The sequence below is a fragment of the Niveispirillum cyanobacteriorum genome (assembly GCF_002868735.1).
Lineage (GTDB): Bacteria > Pseudomonadota > Alphaproteobacteria > Azospirillales > Azospirillaceae > Niveispirillum > Niveispirillum cyanobacteriorum.
The window spans coordinates 793,624-813,006 of sequence record NZ_CP025612.1 but is presented as its reverse complement, the minus strand read 5'-3'; the positions used below and the strand labels follow the sequence as shown (position 1 = coordinate 813,006).

Annotated in this window: 19 protein-coding genes; 11 read left to right on the top strand and 8 right to left on the bottom strand. The window is 62.3% G+C overall.

Annotation, left to right across the window (positions count from 1 at the left end; translation table 11 throughout):
- Positions 1-43: 43 nt before the first annotated feature.
- Both C0V82_RS19310 and C0V82_RS19305 read right to left on the bottom strand, forming a co-directional pair.
- On the bottom strand, positions 44-2,191 hold the full coding sequence (locus tag C0V82_RS19310; protein ID WP_102114042.1) for a TonB-dependent siderophore receptor: 2,148 nt from the start codon (positions 2,189-2,191) through the stop codon (positions 44-46).
- 272 nt (positions 2,192-2,463) lie between these two features.
- A complete protein-coding gene (locus tag C0V82_RS19305; protein ID WP_102114041.1) occupies positions 2,464-3,669 on the bottom strand; it encodes an acetyltransferase domain-containing protein in 1,206 nt (401 codons plus the stop codon).
- Between the two features lie 102 nt (positions 3,670-3,771).
- Between C0V82_RS19305 and C0V82_RS19300 the strand changes: the two genes are divergently transcribed.
- Genes C0V82_RS19300 through C0V82_RS19285 form a run of 4 tightly spaced genes read left to right on the top strand, consistent with a single transcriptional unit; the run spans position 3,772 to position 5,899 of the window.
- A complete protein-coding gene (locus tag C0V82_RS19300; RefSeq protein ID WP_308421123.1) occupies positions 3,772-4,251 on the top strand; it encodes an ArsR/SmtB family transcription factor in 480 nt (159 codons plus the stop codon).
- Complete coding sequence (locus C0V82_RS19295; protein WP_188595142.1) at positions 4,220-4,687, top strand: ArsI/CadI family heavy metal resistance metalloenzyme; 468 nt, start codon at positions 4,220-4,222, stop codon at positions 4,685-4,687. The genes C0V82_RS19300 and C0V82_RS19295 overlap by 32 nt, the downstream gene beginning before the upstream one ends.
- Positions 4,688-4,721: 34 nt before the next feature.
- Positions 4,722-5,228: an arsenate reductase ArsC gene (locus C0V82_RS19290; RefSeq protein WP_102114040.1), complete on the top strand. Its 507-nt coding sequence runs from the start codon at positions 4,722-4,724 to the stop codon at positions 5,226-5,228.
- Entirely contained in the window at positions 5,225-5,899 is a 675-nt protein-coding gene (locus C0V82_RS19285) for an aquaporin (RefSeq protein ID WP_102114039.1), read from the top strand. Before C0V82_RS19290 ends, C0V82_RS19285 begins: the two co-directional genes overlap by 4 nt.
- Positions 5,900-6,011: 112 nt before the next feature.
- On the opposite strand, the gene C0V82_RS19280 is transcribed toward C0V82_RS19285, so the two are convergent.
- The 3 genes from C0V82_RS19280 to C0V82_RS19270 form a co-directional block, all read right to left on the bottom strand.
- Positions 6,012-7,913: a response regulator gene (locus C0V82_RS19280; RefSeq protein ID WP_102114038.1), complete on the bottom strand. Its 1,902-nt coding sequence runs from the start codon at positions 7,911-7,913 to the stop codon at positions 6,012-6,014.
- Positions 7,897-8,295 (bottom strand): response regulator, encoded by a 399-nt coding sequence (locus tag C0V82_RS19275; RefSeq protein ID WP_102114037.1) that lies wholly within the window; start codon positions 8,293-8,295, stop codon positions 7,897-7,899. The genes C0V82_RS19280 and C0V82_RS19275 overlap by 17 nt, the downstream gene beginning before the upstream one ends.
- A 132-nt stretch (positions 8,296-8,427) precedes the next feature.
- On the bottom strand, positions 8,428-9,225 hold the full coding sequence (locus C0V82_RS19270) for an IclR family transcriptional regulator (RefSeq protein WP_102114036.1): 798 nt from the start codon (positions 9,223-9,225) through the stop codon (positions 8,428-8,430).
- Between the two features lie 138 nt (positions 9,226-9,363).
- Here C0V82_RS19270 and C0V82_RS19265 point away from each other — a divergent pair, with 138 nt between their 5' ends.
- Positions 9,364-11,532: a malate synthase G gene (locus C0V82_RS19265; protein WP_102114035.1), complete on the top strand. Its 2,169-nt coding sequence runs from the start codon at positions 9,364-9,366 to the stop codon at positions 11,530-11,532.
- A 50-nt stretch (positions 11,533-11,582) separates the two neighbouring features.
- On the opposite strand, the gene C0V82_RS19260 is transcribed toward C0V82_RS19265, so the two are convergent.
- On the bottom strand, positions 11,583-12,137 hold the full coding sequence (locus C0V82_RS19260) for an isochorismatase family protein (protein WP_158660059.1): 555 nt from the start codon (positions 12,135-12,137) through the stop codon (positions 11,583-11,585).
- Positions 12,138-12,248: 111 nt separating this feature from the next.
- On the opposite strand from C0V82_RS19260, the gene C0V82_RS27000 reads away from it, so the two are divergent.
- From C0V82_RS27000 to C0V82_RS19240, 5 genes are all read left to right on the top strand, one after another.
- Positions 12,249-12,482: a hypothetical protein gene (locus C0V82_RS27000; RefSeq protein ID WP_158660058.1), complete on the top strand. Its 234-nt coding sequence runs from the start codon at positions 12,249-12,251 to the stop codon at positions 12,480-12,482.
- Positions 12,483-12,548: 66 nt separating this feature from the next.
- On the top strand, positions 12,549-13,124 hold the full coding sequence (locus C0V82_RS19255; RefSeq protein WP_245924243.1) for a glutathione peroxidase: 576 nt from the start codon (positions 12,549-12,551) through the stop codon (positions 13,122-13,124).
- A gap of 107 nt (positions 13,125-13,231) precedes the next feature.
- On the top strand, positions 13,232-13,957 hold the full coding sequence (locus tag C0V82_RS19250; RefSeq protein ID WP_102114033.1) for a hypothetical protein: 726 nt from the start codon (positions 13,232-13,234) through the stop codon (positions 13,955-13,957).
- A gap of 73 nt (positions 13,958-14,030) precedes the next feature.
- Entirely contained in the window at positions 14,031-15,092 is a 1,062-nt protein-coding gene (locus C0V82_RS19245) for a bifunctional transcriptional activator/DNA repair enzyme AdaA (RefSeq protein ID WP_102114411.1), read from the top strand.
- On the top strand, positions 15,089-15,898 hold the full coding sequence (locus tag C0V82_RS19240) for an isocitrate lyase/PEP mutase family protein (protein ID WP_102114032.1): 810 nt from the start codon (positions 15,089-15,091) through the stop codon (positions 15,896-15,898). Before C0V82_RS19245 ends, C0V82_RS19240 begins: the two co-directional genes overlap by 4 nt.
- Here C0V82_RS19240 and C0V82_RS19235 read toward each other — a convergent pair.
- Entirely contained in the window at positions 15,867-16,781 is a 915-nt protein-coding gene (locus C0V82_RS19235; RefSeq protein ID WP_102114031.1) for a LysR substrate-binding domain-containing protein, read from the bottom strand. The genes C0V82_RS19240 and C0V82_RS19235 overlap by 32 nt on opposite strands.
- Before the next feature lie 64 nt (positions 16,782-16,845).
- On the opposite strand from C0V82_RS19235, the gene C0V82_RS19230 reads away from it, so the two are divergent.
- Positions 16,846-17,763 carry a DMT family transporter gene (locus C0V82_RS19230; protein WP_245924242.1) on the top strand — a complete coding sequence of 306 codons (918 nt, stop codon included), beginning with the start codon at positions 16,846-16,848 and terminating at the stop codon, positions 17,761-17,763.
- A gap of 21 nt (positions 17,764-17,784) precedes the next feature.
- Here the strand turns inward: C0V82_RS19230 and C0V82_RS19225 are convergent, their stop codons facing one another.
- Positions 17,785-19,323, bottom strand: a complete 1,539-nt coding sequence (locus tag C0V82_RS19225) for a ribonuclease J (protein WP_102114029.1) — start codon at positions 19,321-19,323, stop codon at positions 17,785-17,787.
- Positions 19,324-19,383: the final 60 nt, after the last annotated feature.

The following is a 19,383-nucleotide window of genomic DNA, read 5'->3' as shown; positions in this document are numbered from 1 at the left end:
CCATCGGGCGGGGGTGTGGAGTTTACAAGGAAGGAGCCAGAGATCAGAAGCTGTAGCTGACCCGACCGGTTACGGTGCGCGGTGTACCCGGCGCCACCCACAGACGGGCGTAGGAGGAGGCGTAGTAGCGTTTGTCGAACAGATTGTTCACATCGACCGACAGCTTCACCTGCTCCAACGGCTCATAAGAGGCCTGCAACTTCACCAGCGTGTAGCTGGGCAGGTAGAAATTGACACCCGTCTCGCCCAGACGCTTGGACACATGGTTGATGCCGCCGCCGACGCTGGCCGTACCAGTGCCGACCTCAAAATCCTTGAACAGCATCAGGTTGGCCGTGTGCTTGGGCACATTGATCAGGGGCGAGCCTTCCAGAACCGACAGATTGAAGTTCGGGTCGCGGTAATCCTCCGCCACCTCGGCATCGGTATAAGCATAGGTCGCGAAGACGCGCATGTCGGCGGGCAGCTTGGCGTTCAGGTCGAACTCCAGACCCTTGGAACGGGCGGAACCGACAGCGATGGAGAAGTTGGCATTGGTCGGATCAGCCGTCAGCACATTGGTCTTCTTCATCGTGAACAGCGACACGGTGCTGTTCAGATTACCATCCTCGCTCTCATACTTCGCACCGACTTCATAGGACTTGGACTTTTCGGGCTCGAACAGCACCCCAGCGGCACTGGCGCCGCTGTTGGGACGGAAGCCCTTGCCATAGCCGGCATAGAACGAGACTTCTTCGGTCACGTTATAAACCAAGCCGGCCTGCGGGCTGAATTCCTTATAGGAACGGACCTTGGGGTTGGTGGCCGACACAGGCAGGGCGCGGTCGTGCAGGTTGCGCTTGAAATCGTCATACCGGCCGCCGAAACGAATCTTGAACTGTTCGGTAATGTCGATCTGGTCCTGCAGGTAGATGCCCCAGGCATCCTGCTTTTCATAGGTATTGGTGACGGTGGCGGTTGGGGTGGGGCGGTTGCCATAGGTCGGGTTGAACACATCAATCGCGTTCAGCCCCGTTGTGATGGCCCCACCCGCTGTATAGGCACCGGGACGATAACGGAGCTGCAACGTATCGATATTGAACTTGTCCCAGTCGGCACCGGTGATCAGGTGATGGGTAAGGCCGCCGGTGTTGAAGGTACCGGACAGTTCGGCACGCACCACCGCATGCTCGGTATCGTAATCGCGTTGGCGGCGCTGGCGGGACAGGAAACGGTTGGTGGAGTTCAGAGGTTGCCGCCCACCGGCCAGTTCGGCCTCGGTGGAGATACCCTCGAACGAGGTTTCCTTGTAGCTGCCGCCCAGCAGTACGGCCCAATTGTCGTTCAGATCATGCTGCAATTGTACCTGATGGCCCAGCACATCGATCTCGATGGGACCGTCGCCCGGTTCACCCAGGAAGCGGGAGATGGGCAGGGCGCCAAGGTCGCCGTTCACCGCTACGATACCGCGGTCAAACGGTACCTTCTGGTTCACATACTCCATCTCATAGGACACGGTCGTGTCCTCGGTCAGGACGGCCAGGATGGAGGGAGAGGCGACCAGCTTCTTGCTGTCCAGTGTGTCGCGGAAGCTACCGGCATCTTCGTATGCCGCGTTCAGGCGCACGGCGATGCTCTTGGTAACGGGGCCGGTGATATCGCCTTCGACACGGTAGGTATCATAGCTACCGGCAGAGGCGGCAACGCTGCCCTTGGTCTTGAATTCCGGCTTCTTGGTGATGATGTTCACTGTGCCGCCAGGCTCACCACGACCGAACAGAGCGGAATTGGGACCTTTCAGGACCTCGATGCGCTCCACGTTGGAGGCGTCGCGCGGGCCACCGTAACCACGGCCGCCATTGAAGCCGTTTACCAGGAAGCCCGACGGGAAATTCTCGTCACCGGCAAAGCCGCGGACCGCAAAGCTGTCCCAGAGGCCGCCGAAATTATTCTGCTTGGCGATGCCGGACGCCAGTTCAAGGGCACCTTCCAGCTTCGTGATGCCCAGATCCTGCAACAAGGCACCATCCAGCACCTGGATGGCCTGCGGCGTCTCTTTCAAGGCGACGTCGCCGCGATAGGCCTGACGCTGGCCCACGACAATAATCTCATCCAGGGCGCCATCGACGGGCTGGGCGATCGCCACAGGCGCAAGGGCCACGCAGGCGGCGGTGGCGGCAAGCGCCAGGCGGAACCGATTAGTCACATACATCGTTGATCCCCTTTGTGAAGCTGCTCCGCTGTTCACTCATTGCGGCGCTGACCCTGAAGGGCCGTTATCTCGTGCCGCCTGTTATGTTATAACGTTCCTCTGGGGCAAGACCTTTTTTAAAGACCCGAGGTCCTTGTCCCCTCACCCGATTAGCTTAGGCCGTACGGCAGATAATTTTGCTCGAAGCAGCCGGTTGCGGCGGTGTGTTCTATTGTTGTAAGGCCCAAATGCGCGGATTATGCCGGGACGAAACCTGGGCTATTTCGGCGCCGTTACAGGTATTTCAGCCACCAGATGTCACGGCGGCGCTGCTTCAGGCCCGCGAACCAGCGGGTGGGCAGATAGAGCGGCACCAGCAGGATGGCGACCCAGATCCAGACCGTTGAAACATTGTCCACGCCAAAGAACTGCCCCTTGTTCAGCCCATACAGGGCAACAGCGATCAGGTAGAGCGCCTTCAGCACATAAAGATGCAGCAGGTAGAAGAACATAGGAGCCCCGCCGAACATGGCGAGAAAGGGCATGACTTTGCTGTCCTGATATTTTTCAAACAAAGCCAGCAGTAGCACACCCGTGCCGACCGTCGGCAGCAGGAACAGCAGCGACGGCGGATATTTGGTCAGCGACAGGAAGGCCATGACGCTGTGCAGCGTGTCCACGCCCGGTACCCAGGGCTTATCTCCGTAGACGTTGAGGGCGCGGATGACGACAAACCCGACCAGCATGATGCTGCCGGTCAGGATCAGGTGGCGGCGGCGGACCATCGCGTCGCTGCCCTTGGAGAACCAGGGGCCGCTGGCATAACCCAGCAGGATGACGCCGATCCAGGGTAGGATGGGGTAGGTGGTCTTGGCAATTAGGCCGCCGCCAAGCTGGATCACCGACCGCTGATGCAGAACGGCCCAAATCTCATAGAACGCATCGCCCGGCGCCAGCTGGATCGGGTCCAGCAGATTATGCCCCAGCACGATGATCAGCCCTAGCGCCACCTGTGCCATTCGCGGCAGATGCAGCAGCCCGGCAAGTACGATCATCGAGATGCCGATGGCCCAGATCACCTGCAGCCAGAAGGTCTGCGGCGGAAACTGGGCCGACCACGCAAAGCCCACAAAGGTCAGTTCCAGGAAGATCAGGAACAGCCCACGCTTCAGCAGGAACATCGACGTCTCGGCCTTGCTGTGCGACTGGCCGTAAAGCCAGGCCGACAGACCGGTCAGCGCTACAAAGGTCGGTGCGCAGAAGGTGGACAGAAGCCGCGTGAAGAAAAGGGCAGGGTCTGTGGTCGTCGTATCGACCGGGTCCGTCACCTGCATATGCAGGAACCAGGTCTCCCGCACATGGTCCACCAGCATGAAAACCATGACCAGACCGCGGAGCGCGTCAATCGCAACCAGACGCGAATGTGCCTTGGCGGCGGCCAGCGTCCTGCCGACACCCGCTGCTTTGGTCTGTCCGTCCATACCCGTGATGATGGTCATGCCGTGAACCCCCGTTCGCTGCGATGCGCCTTTTGCGGCGTCTTGGTTCAGATTATCCCCGCATGCGGTGCGTATATGCGGAAATAAGGGGGGCGGCAGTCAATGCTGCCGAAATGGGCGCTGCGTACAGCAGCGGGATATTTTGACGATTATCGAAATATGATATTGACGCCACCAACATATTTTGATAATGTTCGAATTATAGAACAGACACAAGCCATCGACGCTCTCGCAGCCCTTGCCCAATCCACGCGGCTGGAGATTTTCCGCCTGCTGGTGCGGATTGGGCCGGACGGGCTGAATGCGGGGGAGATCGCGGAACGCTTAGGTGTCGGCGCCTCCACCCTGTCGCATCACCTTGCCACGCTGGACCGCGCGAGATTGCTGCGGTCCTGGCGTGTGCAGCGGCAGATTTTTTACGCCACCGATTATGGGGGCACTCGGCGTCTCCTTTCTTTCCTGATGGAGGATTGCTGTCAGGGTCGGCCCGAACTTTGCGGTGATGGGTTGGGCACGCTGGCTTGTGTCACTAAACAGAAGGAACCAACCGATGAAGCGCCTGCACCTGCATGTGGCTGTTGACGATCTTAGACAGTCCGTCCGCCTTTATTCCACGCTGTTCGCGGCACAGCCTTCCGTGCTGAAGGATGATTACGCCAAGTGGATGCTGGATGATCCCCGCGTGAACTTTGCCATTTCCCTGCGCGACAGCACGCCTGGTATCGAACATCTCGGCATTCAGGTGGACAGTGCCGACGAACTGGCCGAGGTCTATGGCCGACCGCGTCAGGCTGACGCGCCGGTTCTGGAGGAAGGGCATACGACCTGTTGCTACGCCAAGTCGGAGAAATCCTGGGTCACCGATCCGGCTGGCCTGTCGTGGGAGGTGTTCCACACCTACGGCGGCAGCGCCACTTACGGCGGCGGTGCCACGGCCATTGATCCGCGTCTGGCTTCCACGGCAGCTCCCAAGCTCGTGGAAAAGGCAAAGTCGGCCTGCTGCGGTCCTGCCGCCTGATTTTCCGCTTCTCATTTCAGATAGGAGCCCCGCCATGGTGGACACTGGCGTTAACACCGTGCTGTTCCTTTGCACCCATAACAGTGCCCGTTCCGTCATGGCGGAATCGATCCTGAACCGGATGGGGCAGGGGCGTTTCAAGGCCTACAGCGCTGGCAGCCACCCCTCAGGCCGCATCAATCCCCATGTCCGTGATCTGCTGACACGCCTCGGCTATGATCTTTCTGATACACGATCAAAGGATTGGTCGGAATTTGCCCAGCCGGGCGCCCCGGCCCTGGATTTCATCATCACTGTCTGTGATCAGGCAGCGGGAGAGGTCTGTCCCATCTGGCCGGGACAGCCGTTGACGGCACACTGGGGCTTTCCCGATCCGTCATCCGCCACCGGTACCGATGCGGAAAAGGCGGCCTTCACGGCCGATGTCTACCGCATGATCGAACGCCGTCTGTCTATATTCACCAGCCTGCCGATGGCCACGCTGGACCGCATGGCGCTGAAACGGCGGATGGATGAAATCGCTGAGGAAAGCCACCCATGACCCGGCCTTCCTTGTTTCAGGCGCTGATTGCGGAGGGGATCGGCACCGCGTTGCTGCTGGCCGTGATCGTTGGCTCCGGCATCATGGCTTGGCAACTGGCCGGTGGTAACGGTGCCGTTGCCCTGTTGGCCAATGCTATTGCCACCGGTGGTGCCCTGGTGGCGCTTATCCATATGTTCGGGCCGCTGTCCGGCGCGCATTTCAACCCGGCTGTCACGCTGGCCCTAGCGGCCACCGGCTATTTTCCTCGTTCACGGGTAGCGGCCTATCTGGCTGTGCAGGCGGTCGCCGCCGTATCAGGCGTGCTGCTGGCCCATGGTATGTTCAACCAGACGCTTGTGCAGGTCTCCGCGACAGTCCGCACCGGTCCGGGACAATGGTTGTCGGAAGCCGTGGCAACGTTGGTTCTGGTAACCATCATACTGCGTGCACTACGCAGCGGTACGGCGGCTGCTCTTTCTTACGCCGTGCCGTTGGCTGTAATGGCCGGCTACTGGTACACGGCCAGCACCGGCTTCACCAATCCCGCCGTCACCCTGGCACGCAGCCTGACCGACAGTTTCGCTGGTATCCGCCCCCTGGATGTCCCGGGCTTCATATTGGCCCAGGCTGCTGGCCTCATTGCCGGTCTGGCCCTGGATCGCGCATTGAGGTCAACGAAGGAAATGTAATTTCCATAAGTATAATTATCGATATTTTGGTTGTAGGCGGGGTGGATTCTATTTTGAAGTGCGACTCTCTTTTATAGTCAGATGGTTAGCAATGGGGGTGATTGGCGTTTCCTCATCCCCCGCTGCGCCGACGTATGACTTCGCTGAACGGAAACTCGATGTCGCAGCGCAGACCGTCGGGTTCAAACCTTAATGCCGTTGCACCTTGCAGTTCGTAGGCAAGCGAGCGCTGGATTAGGGTTGTGCCGAAGCCAGAGGTGGTCGGCACCGTCGTGGGCGGGCCGCCGGTTTCCTTCCAACTGAGATGGATGCGTGGCTGTTCGCCATCGGTCAGGGTCCATAGCACTTCCAGATGTCCGCCGGCCTGTGAAAAGGCTCCGTACTTGGCGGCGTTAGTGGCCAGTTCGTGGAAGACCAGCGCCAGGGCCAGTGCCGCCTTGGGCCGCAGTTCGATGGCGGGTCCATCGATACGCACATCATGTGGTTCCTGGGCATAGGGCGTCACCTCATGCCGGATGACGTCGGCCAACTGCACCCATTCCCAGAAATGATCGGCCAGCAGGTTATGCGTCTCTGACAGCGCCCGTAGCCGGCCCTCAAACGATTGCCAGAAACTGTCCGTATCGGCATGACGCCGGCGGGTCTGCTTGCCAATCGACAGCACGGTGGCCAGGGTGTTCTTGACCCTATGCGACAGCTCCGCCATCAGCAGTTCTTGTCGTTCTTCAGCCTGACGACGTTCGGTCACGTCGATAATTTGCACAACGGCTCCTGCCGGCCCCTCATCACCATCCAACGGGGTGATCGAATAGAGAACCGGGACCAGTTGACCATCGGGTCGTTCCAGGGTTGCGGCACTTTCCGCAACGGCTGGGATGGAAATGTCGCCCTTTCCCAGTGTTACGCCCAGCTTTTCAAACAGGGATGCGCCTTCCAGCTCTGCCCCCAGAAGGCCGATGGCGGGCGGGTTAAGGTATGTCGCCATACCCGCGCCATTTGTCAGGATCAGTGCTGCGGGCACATTGCGGGTGATAGTGGCGGTAATCAATGCCTGGTCTGCGAGGCGCCGGTTCACCGTTGCCAACTGGTCTGCCAGCATGGCACGCGTGCGGGCGGCGTTACGTTCCGCCTCCAGCCGCAGTGCGCGCCCTTCCCTCTCTCGGAAATCGGCCAAGAGGCGCCGGTTCTGTTCTTCCAGAAAACGGCGGCGCAGGATGGCCCGCAATCGCGCGCGTAGCGGCGGCAGCGGCGCCTTTGGATCGAACAGATCGTCGATGCCTGCGCCCAGCAACCGGTGGACCCGGTCCAGATCCTGCTGCCCACCCAATGCCAGGATCAAGGCGGTGCCGGTACCCAGGCTGGACCGGCATTGCCGACACAGCTCCAACCCGTCCATATCCGCAAGTTGATCATTGACCAGTATTACATCCTGCGGCTCCAGCGCCAGATGCGCCAGGGCTAGTGTGGCCGTATTGACCGCCGTTATCCGGCACCCCTCTTCCAGCAGCAGCGCGCGAAGGGCGTACTCCAGAACGGATTCAAATCCCACCAGCAGGGCACGCGGCTGCCGGAACTGGGTTTGCGGCAGCACATCCATGTCATCGTCACGCCGCGCATGACGCAGCAACTGCCGCACGCGCAGCAGCAGCACGGCCGGGTCGGTGGATTTAGGTAGGAAATCGTCCGCGCCACTGTCCAGTCCCTCACGCTGACGGGCCGGGGTTTCGTCGGCAGTCAGCATCAGGATGGGCATGGAAAGGGTTGCCACATGCAACCGGATCAAACGGCATAGATCGCCACCCTGCATGCCCGGCAAATGGTGATCAACGATCAGCAGGTGCGGCAGCGTGCGGTTTAGAACGGGAAGTGCCGCTTCCGCGCTGTCTACCAGTTCGACAGTGTACCCCTCGTCCTCCAGCAGGATCTGCAGGCGCAGGGCCTGCGTGGGGCTGTCTTCCACCAGCAGGATGCGCCGAGCACCATGGGGAGCTTCAGTCTCAAGCCTGGCCGACACCCGCCACCTTCATCAATTCGCCTGTTTCCGCCAGGAAGACCGATTGCGCCAGACGGGCAAGGTCCCGTTCTGCCACCGGCTTGCGAAGGACCGGACGGTCCCTCCATTCTGCCGGAAGTCCCGCCACGTCATAACCGCTGGTCAGGATGAAAGGAACGTTGCGGGCCGCCAGGGCCGATGCCACGGGAAATACCAGCTGCCCTGACAGGTTGACGTCCAGGATCGCGCCGTCCAGACGCCCTTCATCGATCAGGGCCAATGCCTGCTGGATGTTTCCGGCGGGTCCGATCACACCAAAACCAAGGTCGGCCATGATGTCAGCCACATGTATGGCGATCAGGAACTCGTCCTCAACAACCAGGATTTGCTTCTGTTGCCCCATGGACCGGAAATCCTGCAATCGTGAACTCAACGTCTCTTAGATAGTCTAACGCTGTCCGGCCCAAAATGGCCCCAAGCGTTTCGCCTTATTTCGAATGGTATAAGAGAGGACATAGGCATGCCAGACTTCTGCTTAAAGTCCAGGAATACCGCCAATTTCCGCCATTATGCGGCCTGCCGCCTGCCGGACCAGCCCACCCAGCACGGGCATACGCGTATCGGTTATGCGTGCCATGGGACCGGAAAGTGAGACGGCACCAACCGGATCGCCATGTTCATTGAAGATGGGTGCCGCGACACATCGCAGGCCAACAGCGTGTTCTTCATCGTCGATTGCGTAGCCACGTGCCTTTGCCGCAGCCAGATCAGCGCTCAAACCCGGCCGTTCGGTCAGGGTTCGGGCCGTCATCCGGGTCAGTCCGTGCCTTTCGACATGGCGGAGCAACGCTGCCTCATCCAACGCGGATAAAAGCGCCTTGCCGACGCCAGAGCAATGCATGGGCACCCGCGCGCCCAACCGCGCAAAGGTGCGCATCATCTCCCGGCATTCGACCTGCGACAAGTAGACGGCGGCCCCCTGATCCTCGATGGCAAGGTTCACCGTCTCTCCGCTGGCCTCCATCAAGGCCCGCATATGGGGCCGGGCCAGACGGACCAGATCGCGGGTGCGCACGAAGCCGTTGCCCATGATGAAGGCTTGCACCCCCACTGACCAAAGCTTGGTTTCCGCATCGAAGCGCACATAACGCTCCGACTCCAGAGAGGTCAGCAGGCGGTGGGTGGTGGAGGCCGCCAAGCCCACGGCATTACCGATCTCCGTCAGGCTAGCCCCGCCATCGGCCTGTGCCAGATGGTTCAGGATGGCAATGGCGCGGGTCAGGACCTGGACATTGCCGTTGCGTTCGGGGCTGTCGGTGGTGGTTTTGGGCATGATGATTCCGGTGGTTGCTGACTGTCAGCCTATCAATCTTTCCGCATCGTGGAAAGACTTCCATTCTGTGTTGCGTGGCAGCAATGGCCCTGATAGGGGTGGATAAAGAACGCCAGTTGTCAGGGAAGGTCCGCGTCCATGTCCGCCACCGTCGATATCAATGGCCTGAAGGTCAATGCCGAACTCCACCGCTTCATCGAAACCGAGGCTCTGCCCGGTACGGGTGTGGAGCCGGGTGCCTTCTGGTCCGGCTTCGCGTCCCTATTCAAGGATCTGGCCCCCGTGAACAAGCGGTTGCTGGACCGTCGCGAGGCGTTGCAGGCCAAGATCGATGGCTGGCATATCGCCCGGCGCGGGCAGGATATCGACGCGGAAGCCTATGAGGCGTTCCTGCGGGATATCGGCTATCTGGTGCCGGAAGGACCTGACTTTGCCATCACCACAGCCAATACCGACCCGGAGGTCAGCCAAGTGGCGGGGCCGCAGCTGGTGGTGCCGGTGATGAACACCCGCTTCGCCCTGAACGCCGCCAATGCCCGCTGGGGCAGCCTGTATGACGCGCTGTATGGCACTGATGCGCTCGGCTATGTCGGCACGGGGGCCAAGGGCTATGACCCCGTGCGCGGGGCTGCCGTCATCGCCAAGGGGCGGGAGGTTCTGGACCGTGCCGCCCCGCTGGCATCCGGCAGCCATAAGGACGCCACCGGCTACCGCGTTGCTGATGGTGCGCTGTCGGTGACACTGGCCGATGGGTCGGTGACGGGTCTGGCCCATGTGGCACAGTTCAAGGGCTATAATGGCGATTCGGCTGCGCCAACCAATATCCTGCTGACCCATCACGGTCTGCATCTGGACATCGTCATCGACCGTTCGCACGCCATCGGCAAGGGCGATGCGGCGGGTGTGGCCGATATCGTCTTGGAATCGGCCCTGACCGCCATCATGGATTGCGAGGACAGCATCGCCGCCGTCGATGCCGCCGACAAGGTCACCGTCTATCGCAACTGGCTGGGCCTGATGAAGGGCGACCTGACGGCGACGTTTGAGAAGGGTGGGCGCAGCATGGAACGCGCCTTGAACCCCGATCGCACCTACATTTCTGCGGATGGTGCTGGCACGGTGACGCTGCATGGCCGGTCGCTGCTGTTCATCCGCAATGTCGGGCATCTGATGACCATTGATGCCGTCACCTTCGAGGATGGCAGCTGGGTGCCGGAAGGCATTCTGGACGGCATCATTACCAGCCTGATCGCCCTGCACGACCTGCGCCGCACGGGTGGCCTGTCCAACAGCCGGGCAGGCTCGGTCTATATCGTGAAGCCGAAGATGCATGGGCCGGAGGAAGTGGCCTTTGCCAACCATCTGTTTGACCGGATCGAGGATGTGCTGGGCCTTGCCCGCAACACGCTGAAGATCGGCATCATGGATGAGGAGCGGCGGACCACCGTCAACCTGAAGGAATGTATTCGCGCTGCAAAGGACCGGGTCTGCTTTATCAATACCGGCTTCCTGGACCGCACCGGCGATGAGATGCACACGTCGATGCAGGCCGGTCCCATGATCCGCAAGGCCGACATGAAGGCCGCCGCTTGGATCAGCGCCTATGAGAACTGGAACGTCGATAACGGTTTGGCCGCCGGCTTCCGGTCCCATGCGCAAATCGGCAAGGGCATGTGGGCCATGCCCGACCGGATGGCGGAAATGCTGAAGGTCAAGATCGGCCATCCGATGGCGGGTGCCAATACTGCCTGGGTCCCCTCACCTACCGCCGCCACTCTGCACGCCCTGCATTATCATCAGGTCGACGTGGTGGCCCGGCAGGCCGAACTGTCGTCGCGCCCCCGCGCTTCCCTGCGCGATATCCTTACCATCCCGCTGGCACGCGGCATCAACTGGTCGGAGGCGGAGATCAATGAGGAGCTGGAGAATAATGCCCAGGGTATTCTGGGGTATGTCGTGCGTTGGATTGATCAGGGGATCGGCTGTTCAAAGGTGCCCGACATCCACAATGTCGGCCTGATGGAAGACCGCGCCACCCTGCGCATTTCCAGCCAGCATATCGCCAACTGGCTGTTGCATGGCGTGTGTACCGAGGCGCAGGTGCTGGCCGTGATGAAGCGCATGGCCGCCGTGGTCGATGGGCAGAATGCGGGCGACCCCGCCTATCGCCCTATGGCACCGGACTTCGACAGTTCCATCGCGTTTCAGGCCGCCTGTGATCTGGTGTTCAAGGGCGTGGAACAGCCCAGCGGCTATACCGAACCGCTGCTGCACAAGCACCGTCGGGCGCTGAAGGCGCGGGGCTGATCGGGCCGTAGGTCAGGTGGAGGCAGAAGCCTCCACCTGACCTAGATAGATCACTTAATCAGCCGCAGCAGTTCCTTGAACTCCGGCCGGTCATAGCGTTCCAGCCATTCGAACAGCACCATCTCAACCGTGATCAGCTCCACCCCATGGAAGCGCAGACGATCAAGCGCTGCCTGTTTGCTCACGGCAGTGCGGGAGCCGGCGGCGTCGATGATGACGGCAACGCGCAGTCCGAGGGCTTTCAGCCCCAGCGCAGTCTGCAGCACGCAGACATGTGTTTCTGTCCCTGCCAGCAGCACCGTGCCCCCGGCGGCGGCCCAGGCCAGGAAATCAGCCTGACGGGCGGCGGAGAAATGCGACTTGCCGAAGCTGCGCTGGATCAGGGCAGCGAGCGCCGATGTGGTGGGGCCAATGCCTTCGGGGTTCTGTTCGGTGGCTGCGACCAGCACGCCCAGACGGTTGGCCGCCGTCACCAGCTTGACGCAATTGGCCACCACCGCATCGGCACCGTCGATGGCGGCCAGCAGTCGGTCCTGTACATCAATGATCACCAACCGGCTGTCCGTGGACAGGAGCAGGTTGGGGGGTGCCGTGTCGGTTATCACAGGGGTCTCCGGATACAGCCATGCGATGCAGCATGTGCGTTGGATCACTTTCCGGCAAGCAGCGATCACCGATCCTGCGCAGGCTTTTGCACTGCAATAAAGGAGGCGGCGATGGGCCGCTTGGTCCTGGTTCTGATCCCGATCTTCATGCTGACGGCCTGTGGCAGTCCGCAGGCCGTGAGCCCGCCGCTGGCCGTGGCCGACGAACATCCGCATTTCGCCAATTGCGCCGCCTATATCCAGGCCTCCATGCCGGCCAATGGTGCGGCAGAGGCCCGCGCCGATGCGCTTGAACGCTGTCTGGAACGCAATGGCAACTCCAGACAGGTAGCTACAAGGCTTTGATAGGCCTGGACGGACGGCCCACCCGTACTACATTGTTGGTCCGAACGTTCCTTTTACAGGTGCATCATGGGTGACAAGGTGACGACCATGGGCCGACGGGCCATGCTGGCGCTGGCCGGTGGTCTGGCGATGATGGGGGTGATGGGCATGACCGGTACCGCGCAGGCGGCCAACGCCTATGATTTCGGTTTCACTGCCATCGAGGGCGGGCCGCTGAAATTTGATGCCTATCGCGGCAAGACGGTGCTGGTGGTTAATACCGCCTCCATGTGCGGCTACACGCCTCAGTATAAGGGCCTGCAGGCCCTGTGGGAGAAGTACAAGGACAAGGGTCTGGTCGTGCTGGGCGTGCCGTCGAATGATTTCGGCGGTCAGGAGCCGGGAAGCACGAAGGAGATCAAGGAATTCTGCGAAGTCAATTTTGCCATCGACTTCCCCATGACCACAAAGGAGCCGGTTAAGGGCCCCAATGCCCACCCGATGTACAAGTGGCTTGCCGAACAGAAGGGTGAGCCGAAGTGGAATTTCCACAAGTACCTGATCGGCACCGATGGTAACCTGATTGAGGCCTATGGCTCCAAGGTGACGCCGGACAGCGCCGAGTTGACCGCCGCCATTGAGAAGGCGCTGCCCAAGGGCTGACGGGATCAATCCCCGCCCCTTGTAATTGTCTTACAGGCTGGGTTAGGGTCGGGCATGCCGTCCATGTGGACGGGCCCGCCCCATCCTGTTGATTTGCCTGGGAAGAGATGAGCTACGGCCTCTACGACCACCGCCGCCGCTACCGCCGTCGCATCTGGGGCCGTGTGGGCAAGGCTGCCCTGGTTCTGGCTGTACTGGGCGGTGTTGCCGGCTTCTCCTATCTGGTTGGTGTGGAGCAGCTGAAGTCCCGCGAAGGCTCCATCCAGGAAGAGCTGGCCAATATGACGGCGGCCAAGGACAAGGCCGAACGTCGCGCCCAGCAATTGCAGCAGATCGCCCAGACCCAAGAAATTCGAGCCAACGAGCTGGAAATCCGGCTGCAGCGCGAGGTGCCGAGCGGCGAACTGGCCAAGATCACCGAACTGGTGGCCCGTAAGCTGGCAGAGGGGGTGAACCCCGAACGCATGGCCTTCGTCATCGAACAGACCAGCAATCCGCGTTCCTGTGCACGGCCCGACACAAAGCGATTCGTGCTGCCCACCCCGATCTACCGGGGATCGAACACGCAGGTGGCCTTTGCCGATGGGGCCATCATCGTGACGGGTGAGGGTGTGCCGGCCCGTAATGATGGTGGCAGCCCGGAAGCCTGGTACGATCCGACCAAGCCCGTGAAGATTCGTTTCACTGATGCCAATGGCAAGGTGGACGAGGTCAATGGCGTCCTGCCGCTGACCCACAACCTGATCTCCAGCGACAAGGAAGTGCGCCTGACGGTCGGTGCAGGTGCCCGGTCGTTTGTGGAGGTGACGGGCGAGGTCTGCCGCTTCCCATAAGTGGTAGTGCAACACCACCGTCCATGTCCGAAAACCGCGAGCCCCCATGGGCGGCCCGTGGCAGGATCAGGGCATGGAAACGCTCGACCCCACCGCCTGCTACCGCGCTGTTGAAACCAGGGATGCCCGCTTTGACGGGCGTTTCTTCACGGCGGTGCTAACCACCGGCATCTACTGCCGCCCCATCTGCCCGGCCCGCACGCCCAAGGCGGAGAATTGCTGCTTCTACCCGACGGCAGCCGCCGCACAGGAGGCGGGGTTCCGGCCCTGCCTGCGCTGCCGACCTGAAGCCGCACCTGACCTTGCCGTCTGGCGCGGCACCTCCAACACTGTCTCGCGCGGGCTGGCCCTGATCGCGGAGGGCGCGCTGGATGGTGAGGAAGCCAGCGTAGATGCCCTGGCCGGGCGGCTGGGTGTTGGGGAGCGGCAGTTGCGCCGCCTGTTCAAGCAGCATCTGGGCGCAAGCCCTATCGCCGTGGCGCAGACGCGGCGCGTGCTGTTCGCCAAACAGCTTCTGCATGAGACGGCGTTGCCCATGGCGGAGGTGGCGCTGGCATCCGGCTTCGGCAGCATCAGGCGATTCAACGAGACGTTCCAGTCACTCTATGGCCGGCCCCCGCGTGATCTGCGCCGGCAGGCTCTGGCGTCAGACCGGGTGGAGGGCAGCGTGGCGCAGGATGGGGTGATCCTTCGCTTGGCTTACCGCCCACCCCTGGACTGGCCCGATCTGCTGAATGCCATCGTGGCGCAAGGTGATGCAGCAGAGCAAGTGTTGGACGGGGTCTGGCGGCGGCAACTGTCCGATGGCGACGTCACCGTCACTGCCCTTCCCGGCTGGGACGCGTTGAAGGCTGTGATCCGTACCGGCGATATCAAGTCACTGTCGGGCATCGCGGCCCGGCTGCGGCGGCGGTTCGACCTGTCGGCGGATATGGCGACCATCAACGCCCATCTGTCGCAAGACCCTATCCTGGCCACCCTGGTGGCGGACCGGCCCGGACGGCGGGTACCGGCCCCATGGGACGGGCCGGTTCAGATCTATGAAGGCGAACGACGATGGCATCCCTGGGGTGCCTATGCCTGCCGTCACCTTGATCTTCCCGTAATTCCGCTTTCCTTGGAAAAGGCATCATGACCAAGACGAAGTTTGAGATTTTCGACGCCCTGCACCGGGGCGATGGCCCCCTGATCCTGTGCAATGTCTGGGACGGCGGCAGTGCCCGTATGATGCGCAATCTGGGGGCCCAGGCCATTGCCACCACCAGTGCCGGTCTTGCCTGGGCCCTGGGCATGGCCGACGGCAACAAGCTGCCGGCGGATTTGCTGCTGCATGCCGCCGCCACCATTGTGCGCGCCGTGCCCGACCTGCCCGTCAGCATTGATATGGAAGCCGGCTATAGCGACGATCCCGCCGCCGTCGCCGATCTGGCCCGCCGCATCGTGGCGACGGGTGTTGTCGGCGTGAATATCGAGGATGGGGCGGGCACGCCCGACCTGCTGGCCGCCAAGATCCAGGCCATCCGGGCCGCTGTCGGGCCGGGTCTGTTCATCAATGCCCGTACCGATGTGTATCTGAAGGGGTTGGCCCCGGCAGGGGAACGCGCGGCAGAGGTGGCTCGGCGTGCGCAGCTGTATACAGCTGCCGGAGCTTCAGGTTTATTTCCAGCTGGTGTAACCGATCCAAATGAAATCAAATACATATCAAGCAGTATTAAAGTGCCACTGAATGTGATGGCCCGACCCGGCCTGTTACCGGCGGCGGACCTGTCGAAGCTGGGTGTGAAGCGGCTGTCGGCGGGTTCGGCCCTGCCGGAATATCTCTGGGGCCGGGTGGCGGCCATCGGCGGCGCCTTCCTGCAGGATGGCGTATCCGACCCGATCTGTGCCGATCCAATGCCCTATCGGGATATCAACGCCCTGATGGCGGGGGTGTCGGCCTGAACTCCGCCGCCAACGCCAGCATACGGTCCCGTGCCTCGGCCACTGCCGGGCGCGGGGTGCCGGTGCGGGTCACAAGATGATAGAGATAGGGGTTGGGCACCCAAAGCGGGCTGAGCGGCACCAGCCGGCCATCGGCCACCCAGGCATCGCCCAGGGGCGATCGGAGCATGCCGATCCCCAACCCCACCTCCAGTGCGGCCAGCACAGTGTCGTAATCCTCAAACCGTATGTCCTGGGGCCGTGGCTTGCTGTACTGCACGTCATGCGCCGCCAGCCAGGCCCGCCAGGAGGTAACGGTACTGTCATGCACCAGGGTTTCGGCCATGATAGTAGCAACGGACGGGTTGGGACCCAGGCGCGCGGCCAGCGACGGTGCGGCGACGGGATAGACCATTTCTTGAAACAGAGGTGTGCTGTTCACCCCCGTCCACTGGCCATTGCCGCACCGTACTGCAATATCGACCTCTCCCTTTTCCAGATCGGCCAGCTGATGTTCGACCAGAAGGTCGAAACGCAGGTTGGCATCCTGCAGTTTGCCCAGCATCTGAAACAGCCAGAGCTTGGCGAAGGCCGGCAGGATGGAGAGGCGCACAATCTCTGTGCCACGGCGGTGACGCCATTGGTCGCCGGAGCGGGCAATCATGTTGAACGCTTCCCCCACCCGCGCGATGAAGCGTTCGCCATCGGGCGTGGTGCGCACCCCGCGTCCGTGTCGTTCAAACAGGGCGACACCCAACCAGCTCTCCGCTGCTTGTACCCGGCGGCTGATGGCTGCATGAGTGACGCCCAGTTCCTGGGCCGCAGCGGAAAAGGAACCGGTACGTCCGGCGGCCAGAACGGCGGTCAGGCTTTCCAGGGGCGGCAGGGATATGCTGTGCGTCATACGTACAGGTGTGCCGCCATCAGTACGCTATGTCAATAGCCCGCGATCAGGCAGGATCACCATCATGTCGCCCCTGAACGGAAATGCTCCTATGACGGCCCTTGCCAGCCCCCTGCCCCGGTCACGCTTCCTGCCCGCCCTTGCCGTCCTAGTGACGGTGGTCAGTTGGGGATCGGCCTTTCCCTCCATCCGCCTGGCGCTGGGCGGCATGGACCCGTTGCCGCTGGCGGCGGCGCGGTTTGCCATGGCGGGTACACTGGCCCTGATCTTTTTGCTGGTGACGCGACCCCGGCTGCCGCGCGGCATGGATGTGGTACGGTTCGCGGCCTGCGGCGGGATCGGGATCGCGCTTTATAACCTGCTGCTGAATACCGGACAGAAGACAGTGGCGGCGGGGGCGGCCAGCTTCATCGTGAATGTGGCTCCGGTCCTGACCGTAATCTTCGCGACCCTGTTCCTGAAGGAAAGGTTCCGCCGCTGGGCCTGGGTCGGCATGGGGATCAGCATGGCCGGCGTCGGCCTGATCGCGTCGGGACAGCCGGGCGGGCTGCGCTTTGGCAGCGGCGCCATGCTGCTGATCGGGGCTGCACTGGCCACCGCCACCTATTTCGTACTGCAACGGCCACTGGTAGCGCGCTACGGCGCCCTGCCCTCATCGGCGCTGACCTTGGCAGCCGGCGCGCTTTGGCTGTCGCCCTGGCTAGGTCAGGGGGTGCAGCAGGCATTGGCGGCTAGTTGGCAGGTGCAGTCGGCCCTGCTGTTCCTGGCGCTGTTTCCCGCCGCCATCGGCTATGCCGCCTGGACGTACGCCCTGGGCCATTTCGGCGCAGCTCGGGGCTCAAACTTTCTCTACATGGTGCCCGTGGTCGCCTCCACGGTGGCCGTGCCGATGACGGGCGAGTTGCCCGTCTGGACCACGCTGGCCGGTGGGGTCCTGGCCCTGGGTGGTGTCGCGCTGGTCAACACCAAGGGGCGGGGGTGACCCCCCGCTCATGAGGCAGGTTTAAACCTGCCCCGCCACCAGCACCTTACCAGGATCATAGGTTGCGCGGTCGCCGTTCGGCTCACTCTCGATCGACAGAAGCGGGGCGTTGACCCGGCCCAGGACACGGGAACCGCCGTCTGACAGGCGGATCACCTCCGCCTCTTCCGCGACGATGGCGGCCTGACAGCCGGCCGCGCGGGCAAGACGGGCATGGGCCGCCAGATGCATGTCGGTCCCATGCACCGGCAGGGCGATGCGCGGACGGACCAGGGCATAGAGTTCGCGCAGTTCGTTGGCGCCGGGATGGCCGGAGACGTGCAGCGGCTCGCCACCCATCACTTCGTGCCCCATCAGCACCTCCACCCCGCGTGCGCGCAGCTTGGAGACGACCTTCTCCACCGACTCTTCATTGCCGGGGATGACGCGGGCCGACAGTACGACCGTATCACCGGCGCCGAAGGGCGGGAAACGGCGTTCGCCGCGCGCCAGCTTGGCCAGGGCCGCCTTTTCTTCACCCTGTCCGCCGGTGCAGATCAATGCGACCTTGTCGCGATCCAGACCCTTCAGATGGGCGGGTTCGGTCAACGGTTCCGGCACATGGCTCAGCAGGCCCAGGTCACGGGCCACTTCCTCGCAATTGCGCATGGAACGGCCTGCCAGCGCCACCTGACGACCTGCATCAGCGGCGGCGGAGATGGCGGATGCGACGCGCGCCACATTGGTGGCGAAGCAGCAGATGGCGATCTGGCCCTTGCGCGTGGCGAACAGCCGGTCAAAGGCGCGGCGCACCTGCGCCTCCGATGTTGACGGCAGATCCTTGTGCGCATTGGTGCTGTCACAAAGCATGGCCAGCACGCCATCATCCCCCAGCTTGCGCAGGGCGTCGAAATCGGTGGCCTGACCGATGCCGGGCTCCGGATCGAACTTCCAGTCGCCGGTATGCAGGACGGTACCTGCCGCCGTGTCGATGGCCAGTGCGACCGGTTCCGGGATCGAATGGGTCATGCGGATGGAGCGGAAGCCGAAAGGCCCGATGTTGAACGCACCACCCACAGGGTAGCTGTTCAACTCCACCTTTTCCAGCACACCAGCCTCATCCAACCGGCGGGCTATCAGCTTGGTCGCGAACGGCGTGGCATAGATGGGGCAGTCAATACCCTGCGGCCACAGCCGGTCGATGCCGCCGATGTGGTCCTCATGCGCGTGGGTGACCACCAGGGCCAGCAACCGGTCGCGGATAGGGGCCAGGAAGGCGGGGTGCGGGACGATACAGTCCACGCCCGTCGTATCAGGATCAGGGAAGGCAATACCCGCATCAACCAGGACCCAGGCGCCATCATGGCCGTACAGGGTCCAATTCATGCCGATGCGGCCCAGGCCGCCCAACGGCACAACCAGGACTTCGCCTTTGCCTGGCACGGGCCAGCGGCGATCATAGTCGGTATAGCGGTGGAAGGGGATAACCGTGGCGTCCGCCCGGTCCATGTCCGCGCCAGCCCCGATGCGGGGGAACGCGGTGGCGCTTTCATGCAAAGCGTCGAAATCAGTCTCTTTCATGCCTAGCCTTTATGTCGCATTGCAGCACCCAAGTCAAAGGTGTCACACGCGGGTCAGGCA